The sequence below is a fragment of the Paraburkholderia sp. CI3 genome (genome assembly GCF_050436505.1).
GTDB classification, from domain to species: domain Bacteria; phylum Pseudomonadota; class Gammaproteobacteria; order Burkholderiales; family Burkholderiaceae; genus Paraburkholderia; species Paraburkholderia tuberum.
Genome location: NZ_JBNDMI010000002.1, coordinates 1,215,780 through 1,229,794 on the forward strand (window position 1 = coordinate 1,215,780; position 14,015 = coordinate 1,229,794).

Annotated in this window: 12 protein-coding genes and 5 pseudogenes; 5 read left to right on the top strand and 12 right to left on the bottom strand. The window is 60.5% G+C overall.

Features of this window, described 5'->3' with window-relative positions:
• Positions 1-41 precede the first annotated feature (41 nt).
• Positions 42-209, top strand: a pseudogene (locus OKW29_RS08600) (IS5/IS1182 family transposase); the annotation flags it as partial.
• On the opposite strand, the gene OKW29_RS08605 reads toward OKW29_RS08600, so the two are convergent.
• From OKW29_RS08605 to OKW29_RS08645, 9 genes and pseudogenes are all read right to left on the bottom strand, one after another.
• Positions 161-475, bottom strand: coding sequence for a transposase (locus tag OKW29_RS08605; protein WP_429290770.1), 315 nt, complete (start codon positions 473-475; stop codon positions 161-163). The pseudogene OKW29_RS08600 and the gene OKW29_RS08605 overlap by 49 nt on opposite strands.
• A complete protein-coding gene (locus OKW29_RS08610; protein WP_429290690.1) occupies positions 472-1,539 on the bottom strand; it encodes an MFS transporter in 1,068 nt (355 codons plus the stop codon). Before OKW29_RS08610 ends, OKW29_RS08605 begins: the two co-directional genes overlap by 4 nt.
• Before the next feature lie 222 nt (positions 1,540-1,761).
• Complete coding sequence (locus OKW29_RS08615) at positions 1,762-2,211, bottom strand: NUDIX domain-containing protein (RefSeq protein ID WP_429290691.1); 450 nt, start codon at positions 2,209-2,211, stop codon at positions 1,762-1,764.
• Between the two features lie 240 nt (positions 2,212-2,451).
• Positions 2,452-3,270 carry a hypothetical protein gene (locus OKW29_RS08620; RefSeq protein ID WP_429290692.1) on the bottom strand — a complete coding sequence of 273 codons (819 nt, stop codon included), beginning with the start codon at positions 3,268-3,270 and terminating at the stop codon, positions 2,452-2,454.
• A 336-nt stretch (positions 3,271-3,606) separates the two neighbouring features.
• Complete coding sequence (locus tag OKW29_RS08625) at positions 3,607-4,692, bottom strand: 3-oxoacyl-ACP synthase III family protein (RefSeq protein ID WP_429290693.1); 1,086 nt, start codon at positions 4,690-4,692, stop codon at positions 3,607-3,609.
• Positions 4,692-5,405: a hypothetical protein gene (locus OKW29_RS08630; protein WP_429290694.1), complete on the bottom strand. Its 714-nt coding sequence runs from the start codon at positions 5,403-5,405 to the stop codon at positions 4,692-4,694. Before OKW29_RS08630 ends, OKW29_RS08625 begins: the two co-directional genes overlap by 1 nt.
• A gap of 78 nt (positions 5,406-5,483) precedes the next feature.
• Positions 5,484-6,212, bottom strand: coding sequence for a cytochrome c biogenesis CcdA family protein (locus OKW29_RS08635; RefSeq protein WP_429290695.1), 729 nt, complete (start codon positions 6,210-6,212; stop codon positions 5,484-5,486).
• A gap of 2 nt (positions 6,213-6,214) precedes the next feature.
• A complete protein-coding gene (locus OKW29_RS08640) occupies positions 6,215-6,607 on the bottom strand; it encodes a thioredoxin family protein (RefSeq protein WP_184040662.1) in 393 nt (130 codons plus the stop codon).
• A gap of 415 nt (positions 6,608-7,022) precedes the next feature.
• Positions 7,023-7,508 (bottom strand): annotated as a pseudogene (locus tag OKW29_RS08645) (DNA-binding protein); the annotation flags it as partial.
• A 280-nt stretch (positions 7,509-7,788) separates the two neighbouring features.
• On the opposite strand from OKW29_RS08645, the gene OKW29_RS08650 reads away from it, so the two are divergent.
• Positions 7,789-8,919 carry an IS110 family transposase gene (locus OKW29_RS08650; RefSeq protein ID WP_429289466.1) on the top strand — a complete coding sequence of 377 codons (1,131 nt, stop codon included), beginning with the start codon at positions 7,789-7,791 and terminating at the stop codon, positions 8,917-8,919.
• Positions 8,920-9,538: 619 nt separating this feature from the next.
• Here OKW29_RS08650 and OKW29_RS08655 read toward each other — a convergent pair.
• Positions 9,539-10,000, bottom strand: a pseudogene (locus tag OKW29_RS08655) (transposase); the annotation flags it as partial.
• 23 nt (positions 10,001-10,023) lie between these two features.
• Here OKW29_RS08655 and OKW29_RS08660 point away from each other — a divergent pair.
• Positions 10,024-10,464 carry a hypothetical protein gene (locus OKW29_RS08660; RefSeq protein ID WP_429290696.1) on the top strand — a complete coding sequence of 147 codons (441 nt, stop codon included), beginning with the start codon at positions 10,024-10,026 and terminating at the stop codon, positions 10,462-10,464.
• Positions 10,465-10,491: 27 nt separating this feature from the next.
• Positions 10,492-10,689, top strand: a complete 198-nt coding sequence (locus OKW29_RS08665) for a hypothetical protein (RefSeq protein ID WP_429290697.1) — start codon at positions 10,492-10,494, stop codon at positions 10,687-10,689.
• Between the two features lie 378 nt (positions 10,690-11,067).
• On the opposite strand, the pseudogene OKW29_RS08670 reads toward OKW29_RS08665, so the two are convergent.
• Both OKW29_RS08670 and OKW29_RS08675 read right to left on the bottom strand, forming a co-directional pair.
• A pseudogene (locus tag OKW29_RS08670) lies at positions 11,068-11,187 on the bottom strand (encapsulin); the annotation flags it as partial.
• Positions 11,180-12,227 (bottom strand): annotated as a pseudogene (locus OKW29_RS08675) (Dyp-type peroxidase). The pseudogenes OKW29_RS08670 and OKW29_RS08675, both read right to left, overlap by 8 nt.
• Positions 12,228-13,110: 883 nt before the next feature.
• Between OKW29_RS08675 and sapR the strand changes: the two are divergent.
• Entirely contained in the window at positions 13,111-13,989 is an 879-nt protein-coding gene (sapR, locus tag OKW29_RS08680) for a sap1 transcriptional regulator SapR (RefSeq protein ID WP_429290698.1), read from the top strand.
• The last annotated feature ends 26 nt before the right edge of the window (positions 13,990-14,015 follow it).

Consider the following 14,015-nt stretch of genomic DNA (forward strand, 5'->3'; position numbering starts at 1 on the left):
CCGGTTACTTTGTTTCGGCTTAGTAATTGAGGAGAGCCTTGATGACGCAGCTTGGTCTTGGTCTGGATCTGTCAACGAAACGCACGCGTAAGCGGGAATTTCTTGATGAGATGAGGCGCGTGGTTCCCTGGACGAGACTGATTTCCCTGATCGAGCCGTACTATCCCGCTGGAAAGACTGGACGGCCGCCATTCCCGATTGCAGCGATGCAACCATCGGCGTGCCGACGACGAAAGATTCGGTAGATCCGCGTGTAGTGAATTTCTGGACAACCTTTTTCATTCCTTTCGATCGGCAGCATCTTCCATTGACAGCCCATATGCAGTGCCCGCAGGATGTAGTTGAAGAGCTTGTGCGAGGGTAGCGTGGGAGGCGGTCCGCGACGGCCCAGGCTCAGATGCGGCAAGACAAATTGCTCAAACTGCGCTTCGCTCAATTTCGTCGGAATCGCTTGCCAGCAGAGGTTACCCGTCATTCGCTGAGTCCAGAAATAGGGACTCTAACCGATCCGCCTTCGCCGATCACAAATCCGGTATCGGCGCGGCTCACAGACAAATTCGATGACCCGGAAAAACTAGCAACCAGTTGTACGAGAACGGTGAGTGAGTGGGCCCACCCCGAAGCAGCAAGTGCCAGCCCTTCGCACATCGCGGCCCCCACCCGGACGTTGAATCGGCCGAAACGACTGACCAGTGCATCAGAACCACGAAAGATTCCGAGTAGTAAACCTATGGATAAGGCCGCTTCGCAAACACCTAGCCACAGACCCGACAGCCCGAGTGATTGAACTTTGAGCGGGATCAGCATGCCGACTGCGGGGCCTTGGAATATCCAGACGAGGAAGTTTACGAGTGTCCAGCCGCGCTCCAACGGGACGATCCATTTAGCATGCAGTCCGGCGTGCAGGTCTTTCCACCAACGGGCTAGACCGCGATGGTGTTCGCGATGCTGAGATTGGGATGGAAGATGCAAAGTCACGTAAGCAGCGACGCCGAGCAGTATGCCGTTCATCCAAAATGTTGCAGCTATACCGGCCAAGCCCAGTGTTGCACCAGCCAATGCTGGACCTAAGGCACCGCCAACTGCCTGCGTCGATTTACGAAGACGAAGCGCTTCGGCCAAACGATTCACCGGAACAAGTTCAGCCGAAATGGTGGAGCTGGCCGGGTCAACGAAAGCTTTCGCTATAACGGTGACCACGCCTACGCAGATGATGAGCATGAGTCGGTAGTCGGACAGCGAGGCGAGCGTCGCGAGGGTGAAGGCGACGACCATCAGGGCGCATATACCCCATGCAATCTGCTGTCTCTTTGCGTAGCGATCCCCGAGTGGCGCAAGCAGTGGCATTGCAAAAATCGTGGTGATGGCGATGCTTACGCTGTAGATCGCCAAGTCATGCGCGCCGCCCCGGTGAACGATCCACCAAGGGAGCGTGATATAGCCAACCATTTCTGCCATGATCCTCATCAGATCGCTGAGAAGCAGACTGGCAAGAGGGACGCCTATCGAGTTTACGCGAGCCTTGATTTCCCGAATCACCGTCTTCCCCCTGTTGAGTTCGATGATGCTACCTCAACTTTTTTTCTCGCCGTTTAGATGCTCGTCTCCAGAGGCCGACGTTTCACTAGTGGACGCCGTACACGGCCGATTCACGGCTGGCGACGCTTCGGGTAGCGATTGTCAGCAATTCACGGAAGTATGTCGACTGGCCGTTCATGGCCGGCCGCTGCCGATCACGCGTAGCTGGCTTGCCATCAGCTTTTAGAACTTGCGGAACAAATCGTCGATCGAATACGGTAATGCCAGTTCGGGCATTTCGTGCCTTTTGAAATACCGGGTGTCCTTGGTTTCGGTGTCGGTAGGAATTCCGGAACCGCCAGTGATCTTGCACTGAAACAACGTCGCAACGTATTCAACCTGATCGCCATTGGGATACGTGTACCGGAATGCTCGGCCGCCGAAGACGCCGAGAATGCCATGAATGCGGATGGCGTATCCGGTCTCTTCCATCACCTCCCGGGCAATTGCTTCTTGGGGGCTTTCACCCAGTTCAATTCCCCCAGCTGGCAAACTCCAAGCCTCATCCGAAGATTTCTCTTGCAAGAGAAGTCTGCCCTCGTGATCGTGAATCACGGCCCCAACCGACGGGCTCAGTATCAAACCATTACCGACCTTCTGTCTTAACCAACCGATGTAGCTCTCGTCACTCAAAATGCCACCCGCATAGGAAAGTCGAACCGTTGAGATGGAAAACCGAACCTCGGCATCGGAGGCGATTGTCGCGGATCTGAACGGCCTTGTCGAACGGCCGAAAGTGGCCGAAAGTGGCCGTCGCTTGCCGCATGAGGAGTCCTCATGGCTGAGTCCGGAACATGCTGTCTCGAGTGGCGAATCGTTGCCACCAGTAAACCAACTCTTCGTAGGCCTATCTCGGCACGCGGGCCACTATGCTCACGCCGTCTGTGAAAATCCCAATGACTTGGTTCCAGAGTCCGGAAAGAAATTAGGGATCACGGAAGTATTCTGAAAGACATCCATCTGGCCGCCATAAAGCGTCTTGCCGGATGTCGAAACGAAGCTTGATGTACCGTTTTCAGAAGCCTGCGCACTTTTCGCGAACAGCAGAAAGCCCGCTGCGGTGGTCGGATCCTGACCGAGATCCATCTTGCTCCCGTTTGCCAAATTGTAATCGCCGTCCTTCATCTGATATTTCTGCGCATCCTGTCCGAGCGACTGGAAAAGCGACATGAAACCCCCAAGCCCGTCCGCTTTCTCGCTAACCGCATCTGACTGGGATGCGGTTAGCGGCGTTCCATCCGCTTCCGACCACTTCGCATAGCCGCTGACTGCGTCATCATGAAAAGCCTTTACAGAGGCGACGAGTGAAGCATTGCCGTTCAGCTTGCCTTGAAGCCACGATATATCGCTTGCACTCAGGTCTTTCGATGTGACCTGAATCGAGCCGTTGCTCGAATGGAAATCAAAATGTGCATTGGCGAGGTCCGGCCGCTCGGACACTACTGACTGCATTGTGGAAGTTAAGGCGTTAGCGATGTTTCGCGCGTCGTTCCCCATTTTCAACGGTGCGCCTAAAGCATCCAGATACTTTGCAACGCGAGCCGCTGTCGCAGACGGGTCAACGACGCTCACCGTGGCTTGCGCCGGCGACGCTTCCGTAGCTGGCACAGACTGCATCAACCCGGGAGAACCCAGCGCGAACTGGGTCAATGTCACCGCGTTTGAACTTGTCGAACTGATTGATGTGCTCATTCGGTCCTCTTTCTTTGTCCCGTAAGCGGATTTACGACCTTTTTTTTTGGAAAACCTGAGTCTCGGAAGTCGAAATCGCCGAACGAATGGTGGGGGGTTTAACGAGCCGCCGATCGACGCGCCGTCACGTTACGCCGTCCCCGCGGTTTCGCGCGATGGTTGTTGACGATCATAGCGAGTGGGTCGAATGGCTGAAAGTGGCCGGTTGCACCCGCTGAACCAGGGAGTTCGGACCTCAGGGTATTCATGTTGCGCACGTGATCCGCGAGGCGATGCTTCGAGCATGGTATCCAGCGCTTGCAGCATAGAGCCCTCACTTTGGCGTGGTCTCCAACCTCACCGCTGCTCGTACAAAAAGCCGCCATGCATATACTTGGTAGCTTCCGCTCCAAGCGCGAGCACACGTGTACCCGACGCGAGGCCGCGCTCGCGCAGTTGCGCGAGCGCGAGCCAGATCGCAGCCGAGCCAGTATTGCCGACCCGGTCGGCATTTACAAACACCTTGTCAGATGGCACGTCGAAATGAGCTGCCAGTTGCACGCCAATACGCCCGCTCGTCTGATGCGGAATGATCCAGTCGACCTCATCTAGCGCGACCCCCTGCTTCTCCGCCGCCGCAACCCCTGCGTCGAACAGCACCGTGCCCGTCTGCGCGATCCGCTTATAGTCGTGAACGAACGCGAGCGGCAACGCGCTCGGCGCGGAACAATCCGCGCCGCCCGCGCGCATCTCGAGCCCCGGTGCCTTGTGCAGGCCGAGTGCGCCGAACCACACGGCACGCAGTCGCGATGTGCCGGGCCGGGCCGGCCCAAGCACAACCGCCGCCGCAGCATCGCCCATCTGCGCAAGGTTCACGCGCTGATCACGATCGTGCGCCGCAGAAGCCGGATCGAAGAACAGCGAACCGGTCTCCGAGCCTACGATCGCGACCGGCCGCGCATCGGGATCGGCGAGCATCCCGAACGCGATCAGCAACGCGTTCGCGAACCCGGTACACGCCTGGCGCAACTCGACATGAGGGCCCATGTAGTCCAATTCGTCCGCGACCAGCGCGATATTCGACGGCAGCGGTTGCGCGGGCGTCGCCGTGTGACCGATCAGATAGCCAAGTTCGCCGGGATCGAGCCCGGCCTCGTCGAGTGCGCGACGCACGGCGCGTGCGGCAAGTTCCGGGTTGCGAGCGCCGGGAAGTGGCGCCTCCGCGCGCGCCCGGAATGCGCGGCTGACGTGGCGCGTGTCGATCGAAAGGCGGCGCGCGGTCGCGATCATCGCACGTGCGCTGAGGCCGGGCGCAAGCGCTCCGACCCGCTCGAACAGGCTGCGGTTGTCAAGCGGCGCACCGGGCAGCGCGAAACCTGTGCCAAGCACCGTTACGCTGCCGCGCGCATACGCATTGCGCTTCGTGTCGTGCGCGCCGTCCATTAAAGCAACCCTCCAGGCAAGCGCGCCACGTCGCGAATTAGCGCGTCGGGGTCGACGCGCAACAGGTCGAACGTCGCACCGCGCAGGCTCAGCAACGCCGCGAGCGCCTCGCGCGCAGCGGCGCCCGAACTACGCAGCCGTTCGGCGCTGCCGCGCTTGCTCACGATGGTACGCGTCACCGCGACGTGGCGCGCCTCGTCGCGACGGATCCTGTGAAACAGCTGCACCAGCGCCGGATCCTGCGCGAGAGCCGTGCGCGGCGACGTGAGTCGCGACAGAACCGTACAGACCGCCGCATCGACCGCAGCGATCCGCGCAAGATGCAGTGTCTGATCGCGCGCGAACATGCGCAGATGAAAACGCCGCGCCGCGCTGCGCAGCGCGGCACCGTCAGCCGATTGCGGCAGCCGCTCACACAGTTGCTGCAGCAGCGCATCATGCACGCGCTCTTCGGCTTCGATCATGTGCAGTGCGGCCGCCTCGGCGCGTTGCGCAGGGTCCACATCCGCGCGGCCCGCAAGCCGACCGAATGCAAGGGTGGCCGCTTCTTCTCCACAGCGGAGCAGCGGCAACACGTCGGCGAGCGCCCGCGCGGCCCGTTCATCGAGCCGAGGCGCCGTGACGTCTACGCTGCGCGAGCGGGGTGGCCGCTGCGGCACCGTAAAACATGCAGGTGCCGCGGCGGTATGCGCTTCATTGTCGAGAATTGCCATAGCCAATTGCGCCTCAGTCCAATCGCACCTGGCGGCATGCTCGACTGCGGACGCAATGAGCACGCCGGGCCGTGCGCACTACAAGCGGGTGGTCAGGTCCGTCAGCCAGTCCGGCGAGACGGCGAGCACCAGCGCTTCGAACTGGTGGTCGAGACCGGTGATGATCAGCAGCCCCACCGCGATCAGCAGGACGCCGAAGATGCGATTGCCGTTGCCGCCGACGCGCATCAGCGCTTCGCGCCAGCGCGGCACGAAGCCGCGTGCAGCCAGTGCGATGACCACCAGCATCGTCGCGATGCCGGTCCCGAACGCCAGGATGGTCAGCGCGGCCACGCCGACGTCATGCCCTGCGCTCGCGAGCGCGGTCGCCGCTCCGAGCGTCGGGCCGACACAGGGACTCCATACGACGCCGAGCAAGGCGCCGATCGCGGCCTGGCCCAGCACGCCATGGCTTTCGAGGTGCGTCTGGCTGCGGCTCGCCCACGCAGCGACGGGTGCGAGGATCCGGCTGAACGCCGCAGTTGTGCGTTTGAACAGCATCGCGAGGCCGGCCAACACGATCACGACCGCGCCGGTTATCCGCACGACGTCCGCATCGATCCCGCTCGACACGCCTGCAATCGCCACCGCCAGCGCGACCGACGTGAACGACACCACCAGCCCCACGGCCAGTGCGAGAGGTCCCCAACGGTTGTTCTGGGCCGCGCTGCCGAGCACGATCGGCACCAGTGGTAGTACGCACGGCGAAAGTATCGTCAGCGCGCCCGCTGCATAACCGAGCGACAACAGGTTGAGAAAGGCCACCATGATCAATGCACCGCACTATCGAGCAACGCCTCGATCTTCTCGGAGTTGGTCTGAAACGCCAGCCTGCCGGTCTCGGTCTGCCCGCGATACGCGATCAAGGTGCCCTGCTTCGATACGCCAAGGCGCCTCCATTCATCCTTTTGCTTGTCGTAGTTGAGTTGAAAGACGACCAGCTTGTCATAGCGTGGCGAGGCGACGATCTTCTTGATCGTGCGGTTTTGCGATGCGCAGACTGGACACCACCAGGCTTGCACGTCGACCAGCACCGGTTCGCCTGCGGCCTGTGCAGCAGCGAACGCGCTGCTTTCGAACTCACGAAAGTCGGCTGCATGCGCGGGGGCTGCGACCGAAATGGCAGTGCACACTGCGAGTGCCACACGCGAAGTCAGCTTCATCGGATTCTCCTGTAAATCGATGACTGGCTCCGATGGCGTCACGCATGCGAGCGAACCACTATCGCTGTGAATCACGCGGAGTACGGAGTCGGCCGATTCAGCCGTTCATGCCCTAAATGCTGTGCGGCGAGCGTCTTGTTGCGACGGCGGTACGGTTAAGTCGGCGGACAACGGCCGCAATGACAGGCGGGCGATAAAAATATCTTTGCGAAGGAAAGACGATCGTCGCAAAGCGGGGTGATCGTTCCCTTTCGTGCGGAACATGGCGGTGAGGTGTGAAATGGGCTGTTCAATTAACGCTTGGGCAATCTGCACATTGCGCGAATTACAGGGGACCGCAGAGGCTTGCTTCAGGCTGCTCGCCCCTCCGTTACCGCCACTTCCCCCACGAAAAGGACGGTTACCCCACGTCCCGCGAGAACCCTTCCCGCACCTTTTCCAGTTGACGATCACGCGCCGCCGTCTCGCTTTTCAGCCGCGCGATCTCGGCCTCGAGCGCCTGCCGCGCCGCGTGGCCCTCGGCCTGCACCTTTTCCAGTTCGCGGACCTCGACCTGCGCGGCAAGCAGCGCGGCCGTGCGCTCCTCGAGCGCCGTCCCGGCGCGCGCCAGTTTCGCCGCGGACGGCCGCGACTCCACTTCCGCCCGCAGCGCCTGGAGTTCCGCCTGCGCGGACGCGGTCGCGCACGTCCACAGCGTCGCGACCAGTTCCCCGTCGTGTCACGCAAATCGGCCGGCAGGTCCGGGTGTTCGACGCGCACCCGGCTCTTTTCACGGAGCTCGGCCCAGAATTCGCCGAGCACCGCGGCCGGCGTCCCCATGCTGCCCCGCTTCACCAACTGGTAGAGGCGGTACGCGATCGGCGGGATGCCCAAAGCGGAAGAAAAGCAACGCGCAGACTTGAGGGTCGGCCGGGATTCGAAATTTTCGCCAAAAAATGTTTAAGGCGTTGATCAGGAAGGGGTATTTGGTGTCGGCGTGGGTGCCGTTGTCGAATGCGGCGTCTCGCAAAATCGAAGCCCGAGGACGGCCGCGCTAAGCGTCCGCAATTGTTAAGACACTATGACTTTCCGTGAGGTAGAGGCTGGCCCGCCGTGAGGAATCAAACGCGGGTTAGCATCGCTGCCAGAGCCGCACGGTGTGGACGGTGCCACACCCGGCGATTTCCCGCACGGAGGCCAGCATGGAACACGATAGCACGCTGTACGTAGGACTCGACGTTCACAAGGATTCGATCACTGTCGCCTATGCGTTCGGCACGGGCGAGGTCGAACTGCTCGGCAAGACCGGTACGACGAAGACGGATATCGATCGCCTGTGCAAGCGTCTTCAATCGAAAGCGCGACACGTACGCGTTGTTTACGAGGCAGGACCATGTGGCTACGGCCTTTACCGGAAACTGGTCCAGAAAGGATTCGACTGCATGGTGTGCGCGCCGTCATTGATTCCCAGAAAGCCCGGCGAGCGCGTCAAGACGGATCGGCGCGATGCGGTCAAGCTTGTGCGGTCCTTACGGGCCGGTGACCTGTCAGCTGTGTACGTGCCGACCGTCGAGGACGAGGCATTTCGCGACCTCGCCCGCGCATGGATGACGGCCAAAGACGATTTGAGGCAGGCGCGGCAGCGGCTCAAGTCGTTCCTGCTCGCGCACGATGTACGCTATGCCGGTCATGCCGACTGGGGACCAGCTCACCGACGCTGGGTGAGCCAGTATGCGTTCGGTAGCGAATGGCAACAGTTCGCGTTCGAGGAACTTCGGCGTACGATCGAAGATCGGCTCGCGCAATGCCAGCGTGTTGAAGCCGCCTTGCGTGAGGCAGTGACAAACTGGCGGTTCTATCCGGCCGTCCTGGGTCTGCAGGCCATGCGCGGTGTGCAGTTCACCACGGCCGTTGGAATGCTTGCCGAACTCGGCGATCTGTCACGCTTTGAGCATCCGCGTCAATTGATGGCATGGCTCGGCGTCGTCCCGTCAGAACACTCATCGGGTGACAAGCGACGGCAGGGAAGCATCACCAAGACCGGCAATAGCTACGCCAGAAAGTTGCTCGTGGAGGCGGCCTGGAGCTATCGGCATCCGGCACGTGTAAGCGCCGACATTCAGTGTCGGCATGAAGGCATTCCCAAGGCCATCATCGATCGCGCCTGGGACGCGCAGGTTCGACTATGTCGCCGATACCGGAGGCTGGCCGCGCGTGGCAAGAATGCCAATACGACGGTCGTGGCCGTCGCCCGTGAACTGTCAGGTTTCATCTGGGACATCGGGCGCCTGGCGATGTCGCTCGCATTACCTTATCGCAGAGAGGCAACCTGATTACGAAGCACCACGTCGCTCACCCCATAGATCCACGAGTTTCCTGAAGGCGGCGTAGCCCGGCTACTCGAGTAACCCGCGGCACAACCCCGCAACGGATATCACCCGACTTGCGGCTTAAGAATGCGGCAGGCTCATGAGACGGTCCATGTAATGCGGTAACCAACCCGCGGATATCAGGATGATCCACCGTCGAGATTTACTGCTACGCCGCCCTCAGGGAATTCATTTGCGCATGAGAAGACTGCAAACCACACAATCCGATTGACACGGAAAGTCATATCAGCGTTGTTCGACGCCTGCCCTTGTCTGCTGCCGTGTGAGTACATGACGACGCATGCGGGCAGGCGTTGGACAACGCTCGAGGGAGGAAACCGCGGAGTGTACCAAGGCGGCTACGGGGATTGAAGTGATGCCCTGACCCACGGGATCACGCGATGATGGGTTGAAGCTGAGGCTGGGTTGATGCCGATGTGGTCCCGATGCCGTCGCACAGCGCGTTTGTCGCGATCTTGCAAAGGCGGCAACGTCTGCCTGGTGCCATGCACGCAAACGTCTCCTGTTGGCGCTCGTTGCCGAAGAGCCGACAGTCGGATTGAACATCCCGGATCATTCAGGTTCATGCATTACCTCTGATCCCAGGTGGCGCGCGAATCGGCTGGCTGCGTAGCAGGATATCGATGATGACCATCGGTGCGCCGCAGTACCGGCATACGAAGGTCGGTGCCGTGGCGTGTGGCGACACGTCTTCGCTGGCCTCAATGATTGTCGGAGGGTGCAGCAGCGCGCGTATCGTCGCCAGGTTCTGCCGCCGCACCGGGTTGGCGAGCAGGCCACAGTGACGGATGCGGTGGAAGCCGCCAGGCAGCACATGCAGCAGGAAGCGCCGCATGAATTCCTGTGGCTCAAGCGTCATCGTCTTCGGGCGTGTGCGGCTGCTGGCACGATAGTCCTTCCAGCGGAAGGTCACGCCGCGGTCGTCGAGCGCGATGAGCCGCTGGTTGGAGATGGCCACGCGATGCGTATAGCGCGACAGATAGGCGAGCACCGCCTCCGGTCCCGCGAACGGGCGCTTCGCATACGGCGAGCAAGCATTCGAACAATATGCTGCTGTTCCGTTGGAACGAGGTCGCGAACCGCCTGCTCAACTTCGATTCTGACGTTGGAGCAAAGCTTGCCGCGCGGTGCATTGCCAACTTCGCTAACGTCAACAGCATCACTGCTGGCTTCCACCCCGAACCGTTGAAATTCCTGTCCAAAGCGGCACAGGCTAAGCCAGAGGTCGTCTGGCCAGCCATTGCGCGCCGACTAGAGATGCAACGAAAAGAGAGCGGGACTTGGCATCTGCTCAGCTGGCTTCGAGGTGGCAAATCGATACGTCAGACCGACAAGGCGGGCCTTGACGCCATCCCGGCGTCGGTGGTCTTTGAATGGGTGGATGTCGACGTCGGAGACCGCGCGTGGCTTCTTGCCGAGCACTGCCCGCCGATCATCTCCAGACCGGATGAGCCCGCCACCTTTGCGCGGCAAATGCTTGAACGTTAAGGGGCAATAGAGCAGGTTCGACGCAGCTTGCACGCCAACAACTTTTCTGAGGGTTGGAGCGGACCAGCCAGCGAGCACTACCGTCGAAAGCTAGCAGCTCTGGACGCCCATTTCGAAGTCGAAACCAACGACAACGTCCGCATGTGGCTAAAGGAGCATCGCGAACAGCTTGAGCGCAGCATCGAACGAGAGGTGGAACGCGAGCTCCGCGAAAGCGAGTATTGAGGCCCGCTACTCGTGGTCTACACGCGAACCTCGTGCGAGGAGGCGTGCCGGGGGCGTTCTACAAGATCAGGGCTCTGTCAGCCCTTTCGGCTGCCACATGTCGTCGTGCGCGTGTGGCATGCCTCCGTAGACATGTACGACTTACCGCGTCGTGTACGGAATGGCTATTTGCCGAGTGGACTGGAAGTCCAAGTGTCTCAGTAGGTGTCTTCGCGAACGGCGGTTCTCGGCCGATTTCCGCCCGAAGCTACGGTAATGATCGGCAACGTGACCCATGAATTTTGCACTAGGTCCAATTACCGTTGCGGAGATTTACGGTGTTATGGTTGGCCGACATCAATTGATGGACTCGACCAATGAAACCACCGCTTGGCGCTGCTCGGCGGCGACGACGCGACGGCCAGCGACCGAACGCTTGAAGGTGCGGGCTACTTCCGCTTCGATCTGTTCCCATGCCGCGCTCGATATTGGCGCGAGCTCGCGATGCAGGTTACGCATGCTTGGGTTTGTCCTTGAGCGAGCCTATGTTCAGTGAGCCGTCCTCGGATATGGCGGCGTCTGTTGCAGCCGCCTCGGGTGAGAACGTGGCCGGCGCGCCAGGGGCAACGAGTGCCTCGAGCATGTCGGCCGAAGGGATGAAGAAAAGACCGCCGGTCACGGGCCCGGCTGAAGTCCAGCAGGCGATCGTAGTTGCCGGGCGGTCTCCCGACGAACATGTTTTCAAGCATCTGTTCGATCGGCGCGGGCGAGCGCGCATAACCGATGAAATACGTGCCGAACTCCTTTTCGCCCACGCGTCCGAACGGCATGTTGTCGCGCAAAATCTTGATTTCCTCGCCGCCTTCGTCGAGCGTGGTCAGTGAGCTGTGCGAGTTCGACGGCTTGACGTCGGGTTCGAGCTCGATATCCGAGAGCTTTTTGCGGCCGATGATGCGCTCCTGCGTTTCGACGGGTAGGGCATTCCAGCCCTGCATGTCGTGGAGATACTTTTGCACGACGACGTAGCTGCCGCCTGCGAACGTAGCGTCTTCATCGCCGATGATCGTGAACCTCGTGGCGTCGCGCCCCTGCGGATTTTCGGTACCATCGACAAATCCAACCATGGCGCGCATGTCGAAGTTCCGGAAGCCGTGAACTTCGTCCACTACCGTCACAGCATTGCCAAGCCTGTCGAGCAACTGCGTCGCAAGTTCAAAGCACAGGTCCATGTGGGACGCGCGCAGGTGCAGCAGGATATCGCCCGGCGTGGATACCGCCACCCGATTGCCCGCGCGGATCTCGCGGAACGGGTGCTGGTTCGCCGGCCGTGGATCGCCGAACAGCACTTCCCATGCGTGCGCTCCGAACCCGCAGACGCACGAAAGCTCAGCCGAGGGCACACGCTTGCCGACGGAGCGTACAAACGCGGCGACGTCACCGCACCAGTTACGTATCGTGGAGGCGTGCTCTTCACCGGGATTGATCGTGGCGACGATGAAGATAGCGCTTGCAGTGACGGGGTTCACCACAGCCTGTGGCTCTGGACAGGTTTTTTGCATCAGGCGGCTCCGGTAGAAAGCGTGACCCGTCCGCCAGGAGTGATGGCCGGACGGTCAACTGGCTGACTGACGTCATTTCGACGGCTATCCCGCATGCTCCGCGCCCCAGAGTGTACGTGAACTGAAGAGCCGGTCTTGTGCATGCTGCCGCAAAGTGGCAGGCATTGGATCGGAAGGTCACTGATCATCTGGCGACGGAATCACGGTCGAATCAGCAATCAACGTGGACCGGAAATGGGGGCAATCGCGTGCCTCCGGGCTTGCAGACGTGGGCTGGGATAAAACTCCCCAAAGAGATGCTTGCGTTGGGACATCCGGCAGGTCTCGGATATGGAGCGGCCGTTCGAATGTCGGCATTCTGGAGCGAGCGAACGGCAGCTATTGGCCGATCGCGGACTAACAACAGTATCAGTTCGGCGCCGGCATCCGTGGCGCCCGATAGGAAAGAAGCTTGCGGAGCAGCGTGACCGGACGTCGCGCCGCACACTCCGGCGAAATGTGCAGTTTGCCTCGATACCGGATTTATCGCGGCGGCTCCGCGATGGCCCCGGACATAATGAGCAAGCGTACGTGAGGTCGAGCGCCTGGCGGTCCGCTATCAGACATCGGATGCTATGGTCCCTTGCTTGGGTTGACGCGATCCGCCAAATTCAGGGTGCTAGCTGTGCCCCACCAATCAATGAGGCCCTCCATAATTGTCCTACCACCGTAACGGCGAACCTAAAGTGAATTTCCTTCACGTGCGAGACCAGGTCTGACAAAAGCTATCAGACAGTCATAGCCAATTGAATTTTTAAGCTGGCGCTGAGTTTATTGGTTTTGTTAGATGCATGTCATTGATTGAGAAAACGACAGGCAATTAACCAAATCTACATGCACTGACATGCCGACCGCTTTCGCACAAACTGTCGAAGCCCACTTTGCCGAGCTTACCCCCAAGGCCAAGCGCATCGCCAGTTACATGCTGGCGAATCTCGAACGACTCGGACTCGAGACCGCTGATCAGATTGCGCAGCAGACGGCCACGAGCGGAATTTCTGTGGGGCGTTTTCTGCGCAGCGTCGGCTATCGCAACCTCGACGACCTCAAGCGCGAGCTGCGCGGCGCACAAGCGCGCCCGTGGATGATTACCGACCGGCTCGACGAATACCGGCGCGTGTCCCGACAGTTCGGCAACACCGCGCATAACGGCGAGAACGGCGCCCTGACCCGCTCGCTAGAACTCGAAATCGACGCGATCCAGCATGTGTACCAGTTGGCGCAATCGCCCATGTTCGCCCGCATCGCGGAGCGCATCTCCAATGCAGATGCCGTGTATATCCTCGGCATCCAGTCGACGCGCGGCATCAGCAACGCGTTCTACAGCTACCTCGAATACATCCGTGCGCGCGTGTTCTACTCCGACGGTATGTCCGGCTCATACGTCGATTCGCTGAACTCGGAGTTTGCCTCACCGTACCTCGTCATTACCGATACGCGCGCCTACTCGATGATCGCGCGCCCCTACTGTGAAGCCGCGACACGTCGTGGCGTGCCGTTCACGCTGGTCACCGACATCTATTGTCCCTGGGCTCGCGAATTCGCCTGCGACCTGTTGCAGGTCAAAACCGATGTCGGCCAGTTCTGGGACTCGCTGGCGCCGCTCAGCTGTCTGTTCAACCTGCTGATTACCGCGATCGTTGCACAACTGGGGTCCGCGATCGACGAACGCGTCGCACGCAATCGCGAGCTGCAAGCCGAATTCAACCAGTTCGATCTCTAAACCTCTCACATCCGGCATCTCAACGC

Coding starts and splice junctions, on each gene's coding strand:
- OKW29_RS08650 (WP_429289466.1), top strand. CDS start 7,789: ATGGAACACGATAGCACGCTGTACGTAGGACTCGACGTTCACAAGGAT.
- OKW29_RS08630 (WP_429290694.1), bottom strand. CDS start 5,405: ATGGCAATTCTCGACAATGAAGCGCATACCGCCGCGGCACCTGCATGT.
- OKW29_RS08640 (WP_184040662.1), bottom strand. CDS start 6,607: ATGAAGCTGACTTCGCGTGTGGCACTCGCAGTGTGCACTGCCATTTCG.
- sapR (WP_429290698.1), top strand. CDS start 13,111: ATGCCGACCGCTTTCGCACAAACTGTCGAAGCCCACTTTGCCGAGCTT.
- OKW29_RS08660 (WP_429290696.1), top strand. CDS start 10,024: ATGCTGCTGTTCCGTTGGAACGAGGTCGCGAACCGCCTGCTCAACTTC.
- OKW29_RS08620 (WP_429290692.1), bottom strand. CDS start 3,270: ATGAGCACATCAATCAGTTCGACAAGTTCAAACGCGGTGACATTGACC.
- OKW29_RS08605 (WP_429290770.1), bottom strand. CDS start 475: ATGACGGGTAACCTCTGCTGGCAAGCGATTCCGACGAAATTGAGCGAA.
- OKW29_RS08635 (WP_429290695.1), bottom strand. CDS start 6,212: ATGGTGGCCTTTCTCAACCTGTTGTCGCTCGGTTATGCAGCGGGCGCG.
- OKW29_RS08625 (WP_429290693.1), bottom strand. CDS start 4,692: ATGGACGGCGCGCACGACACGAAGCGCAATGCGTATGCGCGCGGCAGC.